The 15,677-nt window shown below is 40.7% G+C and carries 12 protein-coding genes; 3 read left to right on the forward strand and 9 right to left on the reverse strand.

The features are described 5' to 3' along the window. Positions 1–22: 22 nt before the first annotated feature. The 3 genes from J3P37_RS05365 to J3P37_RS05375 all read right to left on the reverse strand — a co-directional run bounded on the left by J3P37_RS05365 (position 23) and on the right by J3P37_RS05375 (position 4,578). Positions 23–1,375 carry a flippase gene (locus J3P37_RS05365; protein WP_256010008.1) on the reverse strand — a complete coding sequence of 451 codons (1,353 nt, stop codon included), beginning with the start codon at positions 1,373–1,375 and terminating at the stop codon, positions 23–25. A 62-nt stretch (positions 1,376–1,437) separates the two neighbouring features. Then, a complete protein-coding gene (locus tag J3P37_RS05370; protein WP_256010009.1) occupies positions 1,438–3,792 on the reverse strand; it encodes a GumC family protein in 2,355 nt (784 codons plus the stop codon). A 15-nt stretch (positions 3,793–3,807) separates the two neighbouring features. Next, positions 3,808–4,578, reverse strand: a complete 771-nt coding sequence (locus J3P37_RS05375) for a polysaccharide biosynthesis/export family protein (RefSeq protein WP_256010010.1) — start codon at positions 4,576–4,578, stop codon at positions 3,808–3,810. A 492-nt stretch (positions 4,579–5,070) separates the two neighbouring features. Here J3P37_RS05375 and J3P37_RS05380 point away from each other — a divergent pair, with 492 nt between their 5' ends. After that, positions 5,071–6,510 (forward strand): right-handed parallel beta-helix repeat-containing protein, encoded by a 1,440-nt coding sequence (locus J3P37_RS05380; RefSeq protein ID WP_256010011.1) that lies wholly within the window; start codon positions 5,071–5,073, stop codon positions 6,508–6,510. 104 nt (positions 6,511–6,614) lie between these two features. Here J3P37_RS05380 and J3P37_RS05385 read toward each other — a convergent pair whose 3' ends face one another. From J3P37_RS05385 to J3P37_RS05400, 4 genes are all read right to left on the reverse strand, one after another. Next, entirely contained in the window at positions 6,615–7,787 is a 1,173-nt protein-coding gene (locus tag J3P37_RS05385) for a baeRF7 domain-containing protein (RefSeq protein ID WP_256010012.1), read from the reverse strand. An 11-nt stretch (positions 7,788–7,798) separates the two neighbouring features. Then, positions 7,799–8,026, reverse strand: a complete 228-nt coding sequence (locus J3P37_RS05390) for a hypothetical protein (RefSeq protein WP_256010013.1) — start codon at positions 8,024–8,026, stop codon at positions 7,799–7,801. A gap of 275 nt (positions 8,027–8,301) precedes the next feature. Beyond that, positions 8,302–9,180: a diacylglycerol/lipid kinase family protein gene (locus tag J3P37_RS05395; protein ID WP_256010014.1), complete on the reverse strand. Its 879-nt coding sequence runs from the start codon at positions 9,178–9,180 to the stop codon at positions 8,302–8,304. Positions 9,181–9,206: 26 nt separating this feature from the next. After that, entirely contained in the window at positions 9,207–9,542 is a 336-nt protein-coding gene (locus J3P37_RS05400; RefSeq protein ID WP_256010015.1) for a MerR family transcriptional regulator, read from the reverse strand. 171 nt (positions 9,543–9,713) lie between these two features. Between J3P37_RS05400 and alaS the strand changes: the two genes are divergently transcribed. Next, positions 9,714–12,347: an alanine--tRNA ligase gene (gene alaS, locus J3P37_RS05405; RefSeq protein ID WP_256010016.1), complete on the forward strand. Its 2,634-nt coding sequence runs from the start codon at positions 9,714–9,716 to the stop codon at positions 12,345–12,347. A 197-nt stretch (positions 12,348–12,544) separates the two neighbouring features. Here alaS and J3P37_RS05410 read toward each other — a convergent pair whose 3' ends face one another. After that, positions 12,545–13,522 carry a DUF1574 domain-containing protein gene (locus tag J3P37_RS05410; protein WP_256010018.1) on the reverse strand — a complete coding sequence of 326 codons (978 nt, stop codon included), beginning with the start codon at positions 13,520–13,522 and terminating at the stop codon, positions 12,545–12,547. A gap of 4 nt (positions 13,523–13,526) precedes the next feature. Further along, a complete protein-coding gene (locus tag J3P37_RS05415; protein ID WP_256010020.1) occupies positions 13,527–14,978 on the reverse strand; it encodes an MBOAT family O-acyltransferase in 1,452 nt (483 codons plus the stop codon). Between the two features lie 294 nt (positions 14,979–15,272). Here J3P37_RS05415 and J3P37_RS05420 point away from each other — a divergent pair, with 294 nt between their 5' ends. Beyond that, positions 15,273–15,494, forward strand: a complete 222-nt coding sequence (locus J3P37_RS05420) for a hypothetical protein (protein WP_256010021.1) — start codon at positions 15,273–15,275, stop codon at positions 15,492–15,494. Positions 15,495–15,677 lie beyond the last annotated feature (183 nt).

Genomic DNA, 15,677 nt, shown 5'->3' on the forward strand with positions numbered 1-15,677 from the left:
CAGGTTATATTTAAAAGTTTTTTTAGGTTGAGCTTTTGATGACTTTTTGTTTCAGCATATATACAAAGGGCCTTGCCACGTCTGATAAGTATTTGTACTTAAAATAATTAAGATCAATAAGGTGAATCTGCTGAAAGTACAGGAATATCCACATGGTTGTGGTGATGATCAGCTCGGTGATCAGCCAGGCCCAGGCTGTGCCAGTGGCCCCCATTTCACGGGATAAAAAGTAGTTCAGCACTAAGCCTGTTGCGGCACCCATCAGAGTAATCCTGAAAAAAGGCTTGTCCATTTTCAGGTTGATCATTGTTTGAATACCGAAAAGATCTCCTAAAGCCAGTATCAGCGGTACAAAACATAAAATTCGCAACACTACTGTAGCTTCAGAAAACTGAGGTCCATACAAAGCAAGAATAAGCCAGGGGGCCAAAACCCATATGCCTATACCGGCTATAAGTGTGAATATCGTAATAAAGGGAGCCAGCTGCTTTACTTTAGATACGCCCTCTTGTTTTCCCTTTCCAAAGCTTTCGCCGATAAATGGAAACAGGGACAGTCTCAGCGGAAGCGAAACGAAAGTCTGAAGGATCATGATCAGCTTCCAGCCCGCAGTGTAGAATGCAACATCTTTGTTGGTTTGAACCAGGCCAAGGATAATAGTATTTGTGGTGGTATATAGTGTCACCACGATCATGGAGAAAAAAATCATTTTTTCAGTCCATAAAAGCTTAAAGATGTTCGGTATTGCAATGGGCTGAATTTTAATTTTATAACGTTTTATGGCCCATAAGAATGAACCTATTCCTACCACAATTTGAGATAAGCTGGTTAACAGAGGCTGAAGGATATAATCCTCCTGCTGTCTGATAAAGAAGATTAACGAGATCGTAAAAAGCAGCTTGGCAATGAAGTTAAAAATTGCCATTTGATGCAGCTCCTGCATTCCCTGGTAAAGCCAGTTAGGTGTGATTACCATGGAGAAACAGGCGAGGTAGGTATAAATAAAGAGCTTCTTTTCTGAGGCCATTTGCGGGATATAGAAAAGAGTGATAACGAATATACCTGCCGAAAGCAGCAGTAATAAAGCTTTTGCAAAAAGGATCTTACTAAATATCCGGCTCCTTTCTTCTTCATCTTCACTATTAGCCGCAATTGCCCTGGTAGCTGTAAGGTCGAACCCGTAATTTATCAGCAGGCTGAAATACGTAACTATAGCTCCTGCGAAATTAATTACTCCGAATTTGTCGGGCCCGATGATGCGGGCGATTATAGGTACAGCCAGTAAGGGCAAAAAGTTATTGGCGAATTGAACCAGACTCAAGGAAAAAAAGTTCCTGGCTAAGTTTTTTACCGGACTTGTTTTTCTAGCACTCATATGTTAGAATAGTTATGAATTATGAGTTATGAATTCATAACTCATAATTCATTATTCATAATTCAATTCGAAATAGCGAGTCTTCTTGACATATCTTTCATAACGGATTTGAAAGATGTTTTTTGGTTGTCAACATAATAACCGTATCCGTAACGATGCTCGCCCTTCATATGAACACCATTAAACACGATCTTCATTTTAGGCATTTTCTGTTCCTTACGCAGTTGCTCTATAAACTCAAGGTGAACCTTGTATGTATAATCCTGCCTTACCAGGTAGAGTGAGGCATCTGATAATCTGGATAGTATCAGGGCATCGGTTACCAGGTAAATAGGAGGTGTATCGATCAGAATATCATCGTATTCGGTACGTAACCATGCAATTAGTTCGTCGAGTTCGATCTGCTCAAGCAATTCAGAAGGATTGTCAGGCAAAGAACCAGTCCCAATCACAGACAATCCGGGATGGATATCTGATGGCTGGATAATTTCATGTTTGTCTGCGCGACCTTGCAGATAGTCGCTCAAACCCTTGCTCTCATGCAAATTAAAGTTTTGTGCAATTTTTGGCTTACGCATGTCAAGTTCAAGGATAATGGTCTTTCTTCCTGATGCAGCTAATGTTACACCCAGGTTACTGGTTACAAAACTTTTTCCTTCGCTTGCAATACTGGAAGTGATCAGGGTAACCCGGCCTTTATCTTTTTTATTGTGCAGATACTGGAGGTCAGTCCTGAGCGACCTGAACTGTTCACCCACCATATAACCGCTTTTAGGCTGGATTACGATAGGAGAGTCGGATTCTTCATAAAATAATTCTGTAGAAATAGGTACATTGGTTAATATTTCAATGTCCTTGCTCGAGGTAACCCTGTTGTTCATCAGGTTTCTGCCGAATACTAAACCTGCAGGGATAAGTAGGCCTGCCAGTAATGCAAAAGTATAAGCAAGAGGTTTTTCAGTACCATCTACATAGGCCTCATCAACAGTTTGGCTAAAGGCAAGGGTTGAAGTGTTTCCAAGCGCTGCCTCTTCGCGTTTTTGCAGCAGGTATATATATAAATTTTCTTTAATGCTTTGCTGACGTTTAATGCTTACCAATTGACGTTCGTCGCTCGGAAGTTCCTTAATAGAAGCCATAAACTTCGAGTTATAGGATTCCAGTTGATTCCTGGTCGAAGTAAGTGAGTTTTTAATACTTCTGATATTTTCACGAATAGCCGATTTGGTTGTTGCGATCTGACCATCTAAGGTGCCGAAAATTGGGTTACCTTCAGGAGTAGTCGCCAATAGCCTTTCGCGTTGTAATTGAAGTTCATTGAGTTTATTGATCAGCGCAATTAAACCAGGATCAGATATACCCATAGTCGAGGGCGTGCTATTTGCGTCGTTACTTGCAAGGTAGCTTTCAATGCCTCTTATAATATTCAGCTGAACATTTACCTCGTTCAGGTTGGCATCGTTAGAACGTACATTTTCAAGATAGATCTTCGATTCAGAGGAAATGTCGGTTAAACCACGGCTGCTTCTGAAACCCTCTACATCTTTCTCTACCGAATACAATTCATCGCGTAGTGAAGCTAACCTGTCGTCGATGAATTTCAGTTCACCCTCAGACGCTTTTTGTTTTTCATTTTGCGAAAGAAGATTATACTCGCTGATCAGGTTGTTCAAAACATCTTTGCCACGCTTAACTTCTTTATCTTTCAAACTTAGTTCCACAACGGAAGCCTTTTTATTTAGCTGAGATGTACTTACAGCTTTAAGATATTTGCTGGTTGTCATTTCCGGATCTTCGATAGTAAGTTTTATCGTTTTGCCGACGTAGTCCTTTAAGTTTTCTGTTTTGTTCAGTTTCCAGGAACCAAAGTCGTTTTTCAGGTTTTGACCGAAAGCAAATTCCTGGCTTTTTCCATCCGCATGCTTAATGATAAACTTGTCAGCATTTTTTATTTCAATATCGAAAGTTCTTTCAGTCAGCAAGTCGGTAGGCCGTGTCAGGCTAAAACGGAAAGGAGTGGTTGAGTACACATCCTCTTCGGCTAAAGTTCCGGGAGTTTCATACTTAACCCACAGCTGAAGCTTCTTGACAACTCTTTGCATCAACTCACGCGATTCAATGATTTCAATTTCATTTTCCACATTTTTGCCTCCCTGATAAGGCATGATCATCTCTTTCAGGGCAGCTTGAGAGTTATTTGCATTTTTTTCATCTTTTATCAGGAGCTTTGCCTTTATTGAATAGGTGGGTTTAGTATATTCGAGATAAAAGAAGGCAACGCCAATAGATAAGGCGAGGAACAATACAAATAAAGGCCAGTGGTATACATATTTTGCCACTGTGTCCTTAAGGCTCCCGGCTTCATGATCATCCGATTGTCCAGATACAGGGGATAAAAGTATTTTTTCAGTTTTCATAGGGGTATTGTGTTTCTAACGGGTTAATAGTACAACAACTATAGATATGGCAGATAAGAGGATGCCGATGTTTCGATAAGTGTTATCTACACTTGCATATTTATTTTTTCCGGGCTGCACATAAATAACATCATTGCTTCTTAGATAATAATATGGTGAGGTAAATAGTTTTTTTGAAGTTAAATCTATAGGAATATACTCCCTGGTACCATTTGTTTCGCGTATAAGCATAACGTTGTCGCGAAGTCCGGTTATATTAAGGTCGCCAGCCAAGCTGATAGCTTCAGGAATGGTAATTCTTTCATTCTGCACCTGGTAAACTCCTGGCCTGGCCACATCTCCCATCACAGACACTTTAAAATTGAGGATACGAATATTTACTACAGGCTCCTTAAGATAGGTAAGTAGCTTTTTTCGGATGTTCTCACGTAGTTCTGAAGTGGTTTGGCCGGAAACTTTATAGTTTCCAATTAGCGGCAGCTGAATTTCGCCTTTCCTGTCTACCAGGTAACCTATAACAGGATTGTTATTTGTTGTTTGATTGGTTCCTGTGATGGTATGAAGGTTATAATTAAATATAGACGAAGCTTCTGGGTTAAGGCTGCTCACGCTAATACCCAGGATATCCTCAGGCTGAACAGTCAAAGAGGTATAATTGTCAATAGCCTCCTTAGAGGGAATTTTCTGATTTACATCCTGAAAGTAGGGGACCCTGTTATAAGATCCGCACGAAGTAATAAAAAGTATCAGCCCCGTTATAAAGGGTAATTGTAATTTTTGTTTCATATATAGAATTAAGTGTATGTTCGCGTTTTGGTAGAAATTGTCTGTGTTGTTAATTGTTGTTTTTGTATAAATTCATTTATTTCGTTAATATTTTTCTATTTTTTTATCAAAAGAATCAACTCACTGTATAATTAATAACTTTACGAATTGTTTTATGAAAAAAATAAAATTTGAAATTTTTCGCGACTGATTCACAAAACTGTCGGATAATTTCTCATCATACAAATACTTTTTATCCGGATATTGTTTCGTCAGACTGCTGAAAATTTCTACACATTTGCGAATTGTTATTTTGAAGTGTATTTTTAAATAGTTGTAAATCAATAGCTTGTTCCGTTTTTAAAAACCTGGCACAGTATTCTAAAGTCACCCAATTGTAAGGGGACCTATACAAAAGAGTTAGAATTAAGTTTTAAAAAATGTAACATCCTTTTCCCTTCTTGCGTAAAGGATGCTAAGTGTGAATGAGTTATGAGAAAAATGAATCAAAAAATGTTATTAGTGTTTTTAGTACTTAGTACTTTTGCTTGTAAAAAAGACGCTTTAGTTGAACCTCTTGCCGAACAGTCGGCGAGCCAGCCTGTTACAATAGAAGAAGTAGTTTCAGCTACAGCTTCGGCCGAAACTAAGACCCTGAAGGGCAATGGAACTACTGATAACAGGACAGAGCTTCAAAAGCTTGTAAATGCCTACGCGGCGAAGAGTAAAACCTTAGTGCTTCCTAAAGGTAAGTTCTTAATATCTGATGAGATAGTATTACCAGCAAATACCTCTATAGAGGGTCAGGGCGATGCTACTGAGATTATACTTACAGGTGGATCTGCTGCAAACAGGAGAGTTTTCAAAGTGCCATCAAAGGTTAGTAATATAAAGCTTAAAAATCTTAAAATCAATGCTAACCAATCTAAAAATACCGGTGCCCAGCTGGTGGCCTTTTATGTAAGTGAAAATGTCAAAAACGTATATTCAGAAAAAGTAACCTTTGCAGGTGGACGCGACGGTGGCGCAGTTCAGGTTAAAGGATTGAATTCTGCCCAGGTTACCCCTCTAAGCTTTATTAGCTGTAAATTTGCAGAGGCGGGACGTACTTCACTGGAACTTCGCGGAACTAAAGATGTAGTGGTTACTAACTGTGTGTTTGAAAACTGGGGCTCACAAAACCCAAACTCGCCTGCTATCCAGCTTCAGAGTCAGGATAACGTAAACGTGAAGATCACCAAAAATACATTCAATAATAAATATGGCGTTCAGTTTGCCATCGAATGTGCCAATGCTTACGTGGTTAACTCGGTTATCTCTGATAATAAGTTGAACGATCCTAACAACCTTGGCGGTAATGGAATCTCAGGATATTTCAAAAATACAAAGATTACCAACAACGTTATGAAAGGTGGAAAAGGGCATCAGAGAAGTGGATTAGAGATCTTTGGATCATACAATACCTTAAGCTATAATACGATAACGGCGGGAAATATTGCAATCTCTGGCGGAAAGGCTGAAGATGGAACCGGTATAGTGATCTCCTTCAATAATGTTAAAACCAAAAATGATAATGTTTGCGGAATCATGTTAGGTGGTGGCGGTTACAATCTCAACAATGTTAAGATCGCAAACAACATAGTAGACACCCGATTGTCGAAAGGAAATTCTTCTGCAATTATCTTAGGAACCTATGGAGCAACACGTGCTGTATCTGACATTAATATCGTGTCCAATACTTTATATACCAACGCACATTGTATCCGACTTCAGGCTTTAGCTGGTAGCAAAAACATCACTATTGAGAGAAATGCTTTTAAAGCCGGGAATACATGGTTAGGTTATATTACGAATACCTTCAGCAATATTGTAATCAAAGGCAACATCAATTCGCTGGCGAATAAGGGAGTAAGCTACAGTGTAGCTAGCACTCCGAAAGTGTCAGTTCAATAATTTATAATATCTGGTTTATCAAAAGAAGCCCTGCAATTTTGCAGGGCTTCTTTTGTTTAGATCGCTATGCTAGCGCTCGCGTGCCGCGTGTGCTTAAAAAAAACTTACATCGCAAACCTCAGAAAAGCTGCAATGGGACTATCAGTAGGCATTTTTTCCCTTTCAAGGATATGAACTTCGCCTCCGTTAACTATCGTTTTTAAAATCGCCTTGTTAATAAGGCATTCATCATCGTCTTTTTTGTTTTCGTTTATAACAATTTTATTCTCTGTGTGATCAAAAGAGCCCCAAATATGGCTGTTTTTCTCTACAAACAGATCAGAGACCTGGGCGTAATGAGCAGCAGGAACAACCTCGGTGGGCATTGTTGAAGACAAGCCATTAGCAGAATTGTCGTAAAAGTTTTTTAACGCCGTTTTTGAATATTCTTTAAAGTAAGGCGTCAACTTTTCTCTTACCTTTAGATAAAGGCTATGCCTGTCTTCATGATCGTAATTACCCTGCAGGCAAACTTCGGAAATATGTTTATAATTTGAAATTTGCTTATATGCAGCGATCTCGTAATCTACAGCAGCCAAAACAAGCGGTACATGCTGGTTGTGCAATACTTCTGTCCAGAGGGTTTGGTCTACCTCTCTCAGATACTGAAGCAAGTATTCCTCTTCGTCAGCAAGACCGCTGCCATGTCCATGAAAACTGGCACCTACTACAGCCCGCTCTCCGGCACCGGCACCGGCTCTTCGGTGAGTTTGCCTCTTGTCTTTTTCTTCGAAATGAATAACATCGTTAATTCCGTATGGCAAACCCTCTACTTCCAGTTTCTTCATCTCAAACTGGTCGGCTTCATAGAACTTACAGCTGTTTTTACTGAAAACAAGCATGTAAAAACGGTGCCTTCGTTCAAGCAGCGGCATCAATTGGGTCAGAAGGAAAGTGCTGTTTACCAATAACTCTTCCTTAACCTCCAGGGACACCTGGAAATATTTGAAAAAGCCTTTGGCCATAAAGACAGCCAGACCTTGCGACTGCTTATTCCAAAATTCTTCATCATTAAGTAGTTCAAAGGCAGGAGCCAGGATAGCTTCGATTTCCCTTAGTTCCACCCCTTTTGCAATCAGGGTGGTTTTGGCTTTTTGCAGGTTGTTTTTGAAAACGATCTGATCGTACCGTTCGTTAACAGCCAGGCCCGAACTATGAGTTGGAATATAGATACTGATACAATTATTTGCCTGGTAACTGCCAAGCTCGGTATATTCTTCTTTGGTGATTATCTCCATATTTCTTGAATTTAATTGTCCTCACTATGATCTTCTCCTTTATTCGTATGGCGATTGCTATGTCTCACATATACGTTTGCCGCTGGCTGATCCGGGGCATCCATGTATTTGTCTGCAAGTTCATTGTCTTTATCGAGATCATTAACTGCAAAAGCATCTCTTAATCCTGCAGTCTCTTTCGGCGAGCCGGTCGGGCGGCCCTTGGGAGGAATATAGGTCCCGTTTCTGTCTTTTCCCATAGATATTGATTAATTAATTAAATAATTGGACATTATTAATTGTCTTTCGCTGTAAACTTTTTATACAAAAGTCCAGCCAATTTCTTTTAAGATCCATTAACACCCGGGTCTCGGGAGTTTTATTCTTAATTGTCATCATAGAATAAATTGTTCAGGTAGATGTTATTCCATAAGGGTGCCTCAATTGAATGCCAGTCTAAAATTCTAACTGTTTAAAATTGAAAGAGTTTTTAAAAAATTAACAATTTAATTATCTGAACGGGAGGGTGAGCTGGTTACAGATTTTGGGGTACTAAAACTACCAGCGAACGCGGTATAATATCCACTTCAATCTCCTTTGTTTTACCAATTACCTCCCCATCGACCTGTAGGGTGGTGCTTTTTGCTGTTCTGATCTTAGCACGGTTGCAACTGATCACTTCAACATATTCTGATGTCTGCAGAGTGCCCAGAAACATCTTCAGTGCAATAGAGAGCAGCTTTATACGGGGAAAGGGCTTAATGATCACCAGCTCAAATTTACCATCGTCAACTTTCCCTGTGGGATTTATCACAGCTCCGGTACCATATTTAGAAGCATTGGCGAATGTAAGCGACACAGCTTTCCGTACAATGTCAATTCCATCCTGGCGGATATAAAAACGATATTTTTTAATCAGGAAGATTTCATTGAACAAGTGGCGGGTGTAGGTCCATATTCCGCGTTTCGGGTCCTGGTCGAAACGTTTCACTACCCGGGCGTTTAAACCTACATCCGCAAGGTGAACGCAGATTTCGCCGTTTATTGTCAGCACATCGATGGCTCTGCGAACGCCGTTTGATATCAGACTCAGCGCCAGATCTATCTTATTACCAATACCCAGTTCCTTCGCCATCCCATTAGCCGAACCCAGCGGAATAATGAGCAGTGCGATGCCCGTGTTTTTCAAAAGTCTCGCCAGGAAATTTACAGTGCCGTCGCCACCTGCAACAGCAACAATTTCAGGCGAATATTCTTCAATCTCGGCTAAGATATTCTCTTCATCACCCTCACGATGCAGCCGGTATATCAAAAATTCAAATCCTTGTTTTCTCGATTCTTCAGAGATAGTAGCTTCCAGGTTACCCGGATCACGTTTTCCCGATTTCGGATTGATTACAAACAATACCTTCACGTAGTATGAATTGAGGTGCTTTAATATTACAGCTGTTCGCGTACTTCCAGCAAGAACTGTTTAAGGCGTTCCAACGAATCAATTACCTTTTGGTTTTCTTTTACTTCCGATTTGTTGCTTTTCAGGTAATCTTTTGCTCCCTGCAATGTGTAGCCCTTATCTTTCACCAGGTGGAAAATGATCTTCAGGTTCTCCACATCGTCTGGCGAGAAAAGCCGGTTACCCTTTTTGTTCTTTTTTGGCTGCAGGATATCAAATTCACGCTCATAAAAACGTATCTGCGATGCATTGACATCGAACATCTCCGTCACTTCACCCATGGTGTAGTAAAGTTTATTTATTTCACGTTCTTTATAAGGCATAGACAAAGATAGTTATTATTGGATTTATAAGTTGCAAGTTTTAAGCTAAGAGCAGTTGATTGAAAGCAAAGAGTCGAAAGTTTAAGTTTGAGAGGACGGGGAAGGGGCAAAGTAAATTTCAAAGTAAAAAGTTCAAATCTCCTGCTAACTTTGCATTCCCAAATATTGAAAATGACAACGAAAGAGATACGGAAAGCTTTTTTAGATTTTTTTGCAAGTAAAGGTCATCAGATCGTCCCATCCGCACCTATTGTGGTTAAAAATGATCCTACATTAATGTTTATTAACGCAGGGATGAACCCCTTCAAAGAAATCTTCCTGGGTGAAGCTCCTGTGAAGTATTCAAGGGTGGCCGATACTCAACGTTGTTTGCGTGTATCCGGTAAACATAATGATCTGGAGGAAGTAGGCATCGACACCTATCACCATACCATGTTCGAAATGCTCGGAAACTGGAGCTTTGGTGACTATTTCAAAAAAGAAGCTATCGAGTGGAGCTGGGAGCTGCTAACCAGCGTATATGGTATTCCTAAAGACAGGTTATATGTGACCGTCTTTCAGGGCGACGAGAAAGAAGGCTTGCCTAAAGATCAGGAAGCTTTTGACTTCTGGAAGCAATGGATCGCGGAAGATCGTATCCTTTTAGGAAATAAAAAAGACAATTTTTGGGAAATGGGAGACACAGGCCCCTGCGGACCTTGCTCAGAGATCCATGTAGATTGCCGCTCCGATGAGGAAAGAGCGACGGTTGACGGAAGTGCCCTGGTTAACAACGACCATCCCCAAGTGATTGAAATCTGGAACAACGTATTTATGCAGTTTAACCGCCTTAAAAACGGTTCCCTGCAGCCGCTGCCAGCGCAGCATGTGGATACGGGGATGGGACTTGAGCGTTTGGTTCGCGTACTACAGCAGAAATCATCTAATTATGATACTGATACTTTCCAGCCTTTAATCCAGTTTATTTCACAACAAAGCGGAATAGCTTACAACCTGGGTGAGAGTGACAGTAAAACCGATATTGCAATGCGTGTTATGGCCGATCATATCCGTGCCATCGCGTTCGCGATAGCCGATGGCCAGCTACCTTCAAATAATAAAGCAGGATATGTTATCCGCAGGATTCTACGTCGCGCTGTTCGGTACTCTTACACCTTTTTAGGCTTCAAAGAGCCTTTCTTCAATAAACTAGTGCCTGTTCTTGCAGACCAGTTTGATGGCGTATTCCCCGAACTTAAAGCCCAGCAGGATTTCGTGCAAAAAGTGATCCTTGAAGAAGAGGTGTCTTTTTTAAGAACACTGGCTACTGGTATCCAGCGCTTTGAAAAATACGCTACCGAAAATACAGATGTAGTTGGCGACTTTGCGTTTGAACTGTACGATACTTTCGGCTTTCCGATAGATCTGACAGAGCTGATGGCCCGTGAAAAAGGACTTGCAGTGGATATGGAGGGCTTTAACCAGGCACTTGAACAGCAAAAAAGTCGCTCAAGAGCTGCTACCGCCATTGATACCAGCGACTGGGTGATTGTTAACGAAGGTGATGAAAATGAATTCCTCGGATATGATGTCTCCGAAACAGAATCGCGGGTATTGAAATATCGTAAGATCAGCGCTAAAGGAAAGGAACAATTCCAGATCGTTCTCGACAAAACTCCTTTTTATGCAGAAAGCGGGGGGCAGGTAGGGGATACCGGGACATTAAAAACCTCTGGCTCAAATCCTGAAGTCCTTATCGTTACAGATACTAAAAAAGAAAATGCACTGATCGTACATTTTGTGGATGAGATCCCGGAAGGATTGGATCTTTCGCAGCCTCTCACAAGTTCAATCGACCTGCACAAGCGTGTCCAGACGGAGAATAACCACTCGGCTACACATTTACTGCAAGCGGCACTGAGAGAAGTTATCGGCAATCATGTACAGCAAAAGGGCTCTCTGGTAAATTCAGATTACCTGCGTTTCGACTTCTCTCACTTCGCAAAGGTTACCGAAGAAGAAATAGCCCGTATTGAGACCATAGTGAACCGTCGGATCCGTGAAAACATAACGAAGAAAGAGGAGCGGGCAGTCCCTTATCAGGAAGCAATCAATCGGGGCGTAACTGCGCTTTTCGGTGAAAAATACGGCGACGTAGTAAGGGTGATTACATTTGATCCCGAGTTTTCAATGGAGCTTTGCGGAGGAACACACGTAAAATCCACAGGACAGATCGGTTATTTCAAGATAATCTCCGAAGGTGCAGTAGCGGCCGGAGTTCGCCGTATTGAAGCCATTACAGGCGAGGCCGCCGAAGCATATATCAACGAGCAAAACAGGTTGATCAGCGAAATCAGGAGCTTAATGAAAAATCCAAGGGACCTTACAAAATCGCTCGAAACCTTGCTGGAAGAAAATTCAAGGCTGAAAAAAGAGATCGAAAAAAGCGTTTACGAAAAAGCGGCCAACCTGAAACATGAGTTAGCAGCAAAGGCTGAGCAAATAAACGGAATCAACTTCATTGCAGAGCGTGTGGATCTCGCGAGTGCTGATGCGGTAAAAAACCTTGCTTACAATCTTAAAGACATTGTTGAGAATTTATTCCTTGTTATTGCCACCGAAACAGAGGGTAAACCAGGTCTGACTGTAATGATCTCTGAGAGTATAGTTGATCAAAAAGGTTTCCATGCGGGTAACATTGTGAGAGAGCTTGCTAAAGAAATAAAAGGCGGCGGCGGCGGTCAGCCATTTTACGCCACTGCAGGTGGAAAAGATGCTGCCGGACTTGATGCAGCTCTGAAAAAAGCACGCACCTTACTGGGTTAATTTATCAAGTAAGATCAGGTAAGGTAGGCCCTAGAGCCGGTCCCATTGAGCACACGAGGCACGTGTGCGCTAGCTTTATGTTACCCTGCTGGCATATGCTAGCGCACGCGTGCCGCGTGTGCTTAGTCTTATACTATTCTCTGGCAGCGGCTCTAGGGGTTTAGTAATGAAAAGGAGTCTCAGAATCCGTTAAAGTGCTATAATTTAACGCCCAACGAATCGGAGATTGGTTTTGCTGAAAATTTTTCGGAGAATAACTTCAAATGACTTAGTTTATTAACTATTTCATTAGTAAATTCGGTTGCTCCTTGATCATTGAGATGCGTTCCGTCGTAAAATAACGTATAATCGTTAAACTCTGGAAGCTCTGAGTAATTGAATAATGGGATTTTAGCCTCCTGGGTTATTTTTTTAATAAGATGTATGGATCCGGCATTTAATCTTCGCGTAGTTGGTGAGATCACTACATACAGTTCCACTTTGTTAGCCTTCGCAAGAGATATAAATCCCCTAAAAACCCTTATTAGCTCCGGATCGTTGCTGACTTGTTCACTTTTTTCTATTCTTTTGACTTTTTTTGAAATCTTGTTTCCTTTTAGCGCTATATATCCATTATTGCTTTCGTCGTTAATAAACCCATAGTGATAGCCAAGGATTTCTGCAACATCTGTGTTGTAGGGATAAGTTTTGAACAAATTGGATAGAAGAATTTCACTCTTCCTTATTTTTGAAATATTCTTGTTAATTTCCGGGAAGTCTTTAAATGGTAAAAGTGCATCGATCATTGCGTCTTCGCCTTCCCGTCCCGCCTTCCATGAGAACTCTGAAGGTTGTACATCAAGAATTACGACTTTAGGTTTATAAGTACTGAGCAACTGGGAAAAGACCGCATAAGAATATAGTATGTTTTTTCCGCTTCTGCCGAGGTTGTAGGTTGGTACCTGAAAGTGTTCTTCTATAATATGTGACTTGTAATGATGCATGGCCCGGGAGCTTCCGAATATTAAAATGTCTTCTTTCGCTTTCGTTAGAGCATGAATCGTTTGATAGAATTCTCCATTTTGTAATTTAAAATAAATCTTTTCAAGATAATATCCGATCGCACGATCGGCGCTAAACAAAATCAATAAAAACAACAGAGTACTTTTGCCAGCATTGAGGAATGTTTTTTTCATAAGATTAGAATTGGAAGTAGATAAATTGAGAAGAACTTAATACGCCGAACAGCAAAATCAAAATGATCAGGCCTGCATACGTGAGGTGTCTTACTAATTTATACCTGTTGTTAAGTAAAGTAAATGACCCAGGATAAAACTCCTCAGCGATTTCCGTTACAAAAAGGGCACTAATACCTAATAGCGCATATAGCATATTTGAAGTTGAACCGATAAAAAGGTCACCTGCTTTCCAGGTAAATATGCTATGAACGATAGTGAAAGCTTCATTTACCGAACTTGCCCTGAAAAATACCCATGCAAATGCTACAAAAGCGAAGGTCAATAAAGTTTGAAAGGCTGAAGGTAGAAATCCTGTAAATTTCAGGTTGGGAAATCGCTGCATTAGACGGTCGAAGTTAATACCGGCAATTTGATAGACTCCATGTAAGGCTCCCCAAACAATGAATGTCCAGTTAGCTCCATGCCACAATCCACTGATCATAAATACTATGAAGATATTTAGATACATCCTGTTGAAAGCTACCCTGTTCCCCCCTAGCGGGATGTATAAATAATCTTTAAACCAGGTGGACAGGGAAATGTGCCAGCGAGACCAAAAATCCTTTATTGACCGGGCGAGGTAAGGCCGCCTGAAATTCAACATTAGCTTATAGCCCATTACTCTTGCCGTGCCCAGGGCGATGTCTGAATACCCCGAAAAATCACAATAAATTTGTATTGCAAAGAACACGCTTGCTACAATCAGTGACACTGCACTATGCTTATCCGAATTATTATAAACACTATCTACATAAACAGCAAGTCTGTCTGCGATAAAGACCTTTTTAAAAAATCCCCAAAGCATTAATCGTAGTCCGGCCACTACATTATCATAGTTAAATGAGTGCTTTTCACGAAATTGATGAAGAACGTTTTGTGGTCTTTCAATTGGTCCGGCAACCAGTTGCGGATAAAACATTACGTATAAGGAATAGATACCGAAGTGCCTTTCTGCTTTTTGATTTCCGCGATAGACCTCTATAGTATAGCTCATGGCCTGAAACGTGTGGAAAGAGAGCCCGATTGGAAGAAGAATTGATAGATATGGTACAGATTCCTGGAAGCCTGCACTGCCAAGTAAGAAAGAAAGGTTATCCGCGATGAAGTTATAGTACTTAAATACTGCCAGAACTCCCACATTTGCTGCAATACTCAATATCAAGTAATTCTTTCTTCGCTTTCCAGTGGATCTTTCAATGAGAATACCGGCAAAATAATCTATAACAATTGTGAATCCCAGTATCAATATATAAAGGGGTACAAAGGTCATGTAGAAATAACAACTGCTTAGTAACAGGATTTTCCACCTATGCCCATGCGGCGACAAAAAATAGGTGGTGGTGATAATGATAAAGAAGATTAAAAAGTGTAAGGAGTTGAAGAGCATAGCTTTAAGGTCATTGGTAAATTTCAACTAAATTACCTATCGAAAGCTAGTTCGAAAAGTCACTGAAGAATTTGCACGCAGTTTGTAAAATTGTGTAAACGTCACATTTTCTGTTGGTTCCGCCTGTGAAATGAAAGTTAATCAGTCAGGTGTGGTTGTCTGAAGTATGGCCGGCCTGTTAGTCCGGCTGAACTACAGGTTATCCGATAAACTAGAGCCTGCGTATCCAGGTTGTGCCGGGAATTCGACTTTCTAAAAATTATAAATTTTAGCAACCCTTTGTTTTTGATCTCCGTATAACCAATCAATAAACAAAAGCTGATGATGAGGATAGAAGCTGAAAAAGATGTACGGCAGTCAAAACATTACATTGTTTTTAGAATAGGTGCAGATACAGATATAAAAAATGGCAGAATTGCAATGGTTGAGAAAACTTTAAAGGCACTTGAAGCTAAAGAAGACTATATAGCATGTCAGGCTTTATACGATTCCCTGCAATATTATAGCATCAGCTCTTCAGAAGCCGTCGAGGTTCTGGCATAACCCGGCGTTACAGGAACTGAACATGAAAGTAGTTATAGTCCTGCTAGCCGCTGCCGCTATTCTTTTCCTGATCGCTGTCAGAAGAAGAAAGGTTAAGTGATGAAGAAAGAAGCGCTTAGACCGTTAAGACGGTTGCTTTAACTTGATCCTGCCTTTTGGCCCCACCCTCTGAGCGCGGGAACC

Source organism: Desertivirga xinjiangensis (assembly GCF_024436435.1).
Classification (GTDB): domain Bacteria; phylum Bacteroidota; class Bacteroidia; order Sphingobacteriales; family Sphingobacteriaceae; genus Desertivirga; species Desertivirga xinjiangensis.

What these genes read in the sequence shown, in the direction of transcription:
- J3P37_RS05365 (WP_256010008.1), bottom strand. Translation starts at nt 1,375, where the DNA reads ATGAGTGCTAGAAAAACAAGTCCGGTAAAAAACTTAGCCAGGAACTTT.
- J3P37_RS05370 (WP_256010009.1), bottom strand. Translation starts at nt 3,792, where the DNA reads ATGAAAACTGAAAAAATACTTTTATCCCCTGTATCTGGACAATCGGAT.
- J3P37_RS05375 (WP_256010010.1), bottom strand. Translation starts at nt 4,578, where the DNA reads ATGAAACAAAAATTACAATTACCCTTTATAACGGGGCTGATACTTTTT.
- J3P37_RS05380 (WP_256010011.1), top strand. Translation starts at nt 5,071, where the DNA reads ATGTTATTAGTGTTTTTAGTACTTAGTACTTTTGCTTGTAAAAAAGAC.
- J3P37_RS05385 (WP_256010012.1), bottom strand. Translation starts at nt 7,787, where the DNA reads ATGGAGATAATCACCAAAGAAGAATATACCGAGCTTGGCAGTTACCAG.
- J3P37_RS05390 (WP_256010013.1), bottom strand. Translation starts at nt 8,026, where the DNA reads ATGGGAAAAGACAGAAACGGGACCTATATTCCTCCCAAGGGCCGCCCG.
- J3P37_RS05400 (WP_256010015.1), bottom strand. Translation starts at nt 9,542, where the DNA reads ATGCCTTATAAAGAACGTGAAATAAATAAACTTTACTACACCATGGGT.
- alaS (WP_256010016.1), top strand. Translation starts at nt 9,714, where the DNA reads ATGACAACGAAAGAGATACGGAAAGCTTTTTTAGATTTTTTTGCAAGT.
- J3P37_RS05410 (WP_256010018.1), bottom strand. Translation starts at nt 13,522, where the DNA reads ATGAAAAAAACATTCCTCAATGCTGGCAAAAGTACTCTGTTGTTTTTA.
- J3P37_RS05420 (WP_256010021.1), top strand. Translation starts at nt 15,273, where the DNA reads ATGATGAGGATAGAAGCTGAAAAAGATGTACGGCAGTCAAAACATTAC.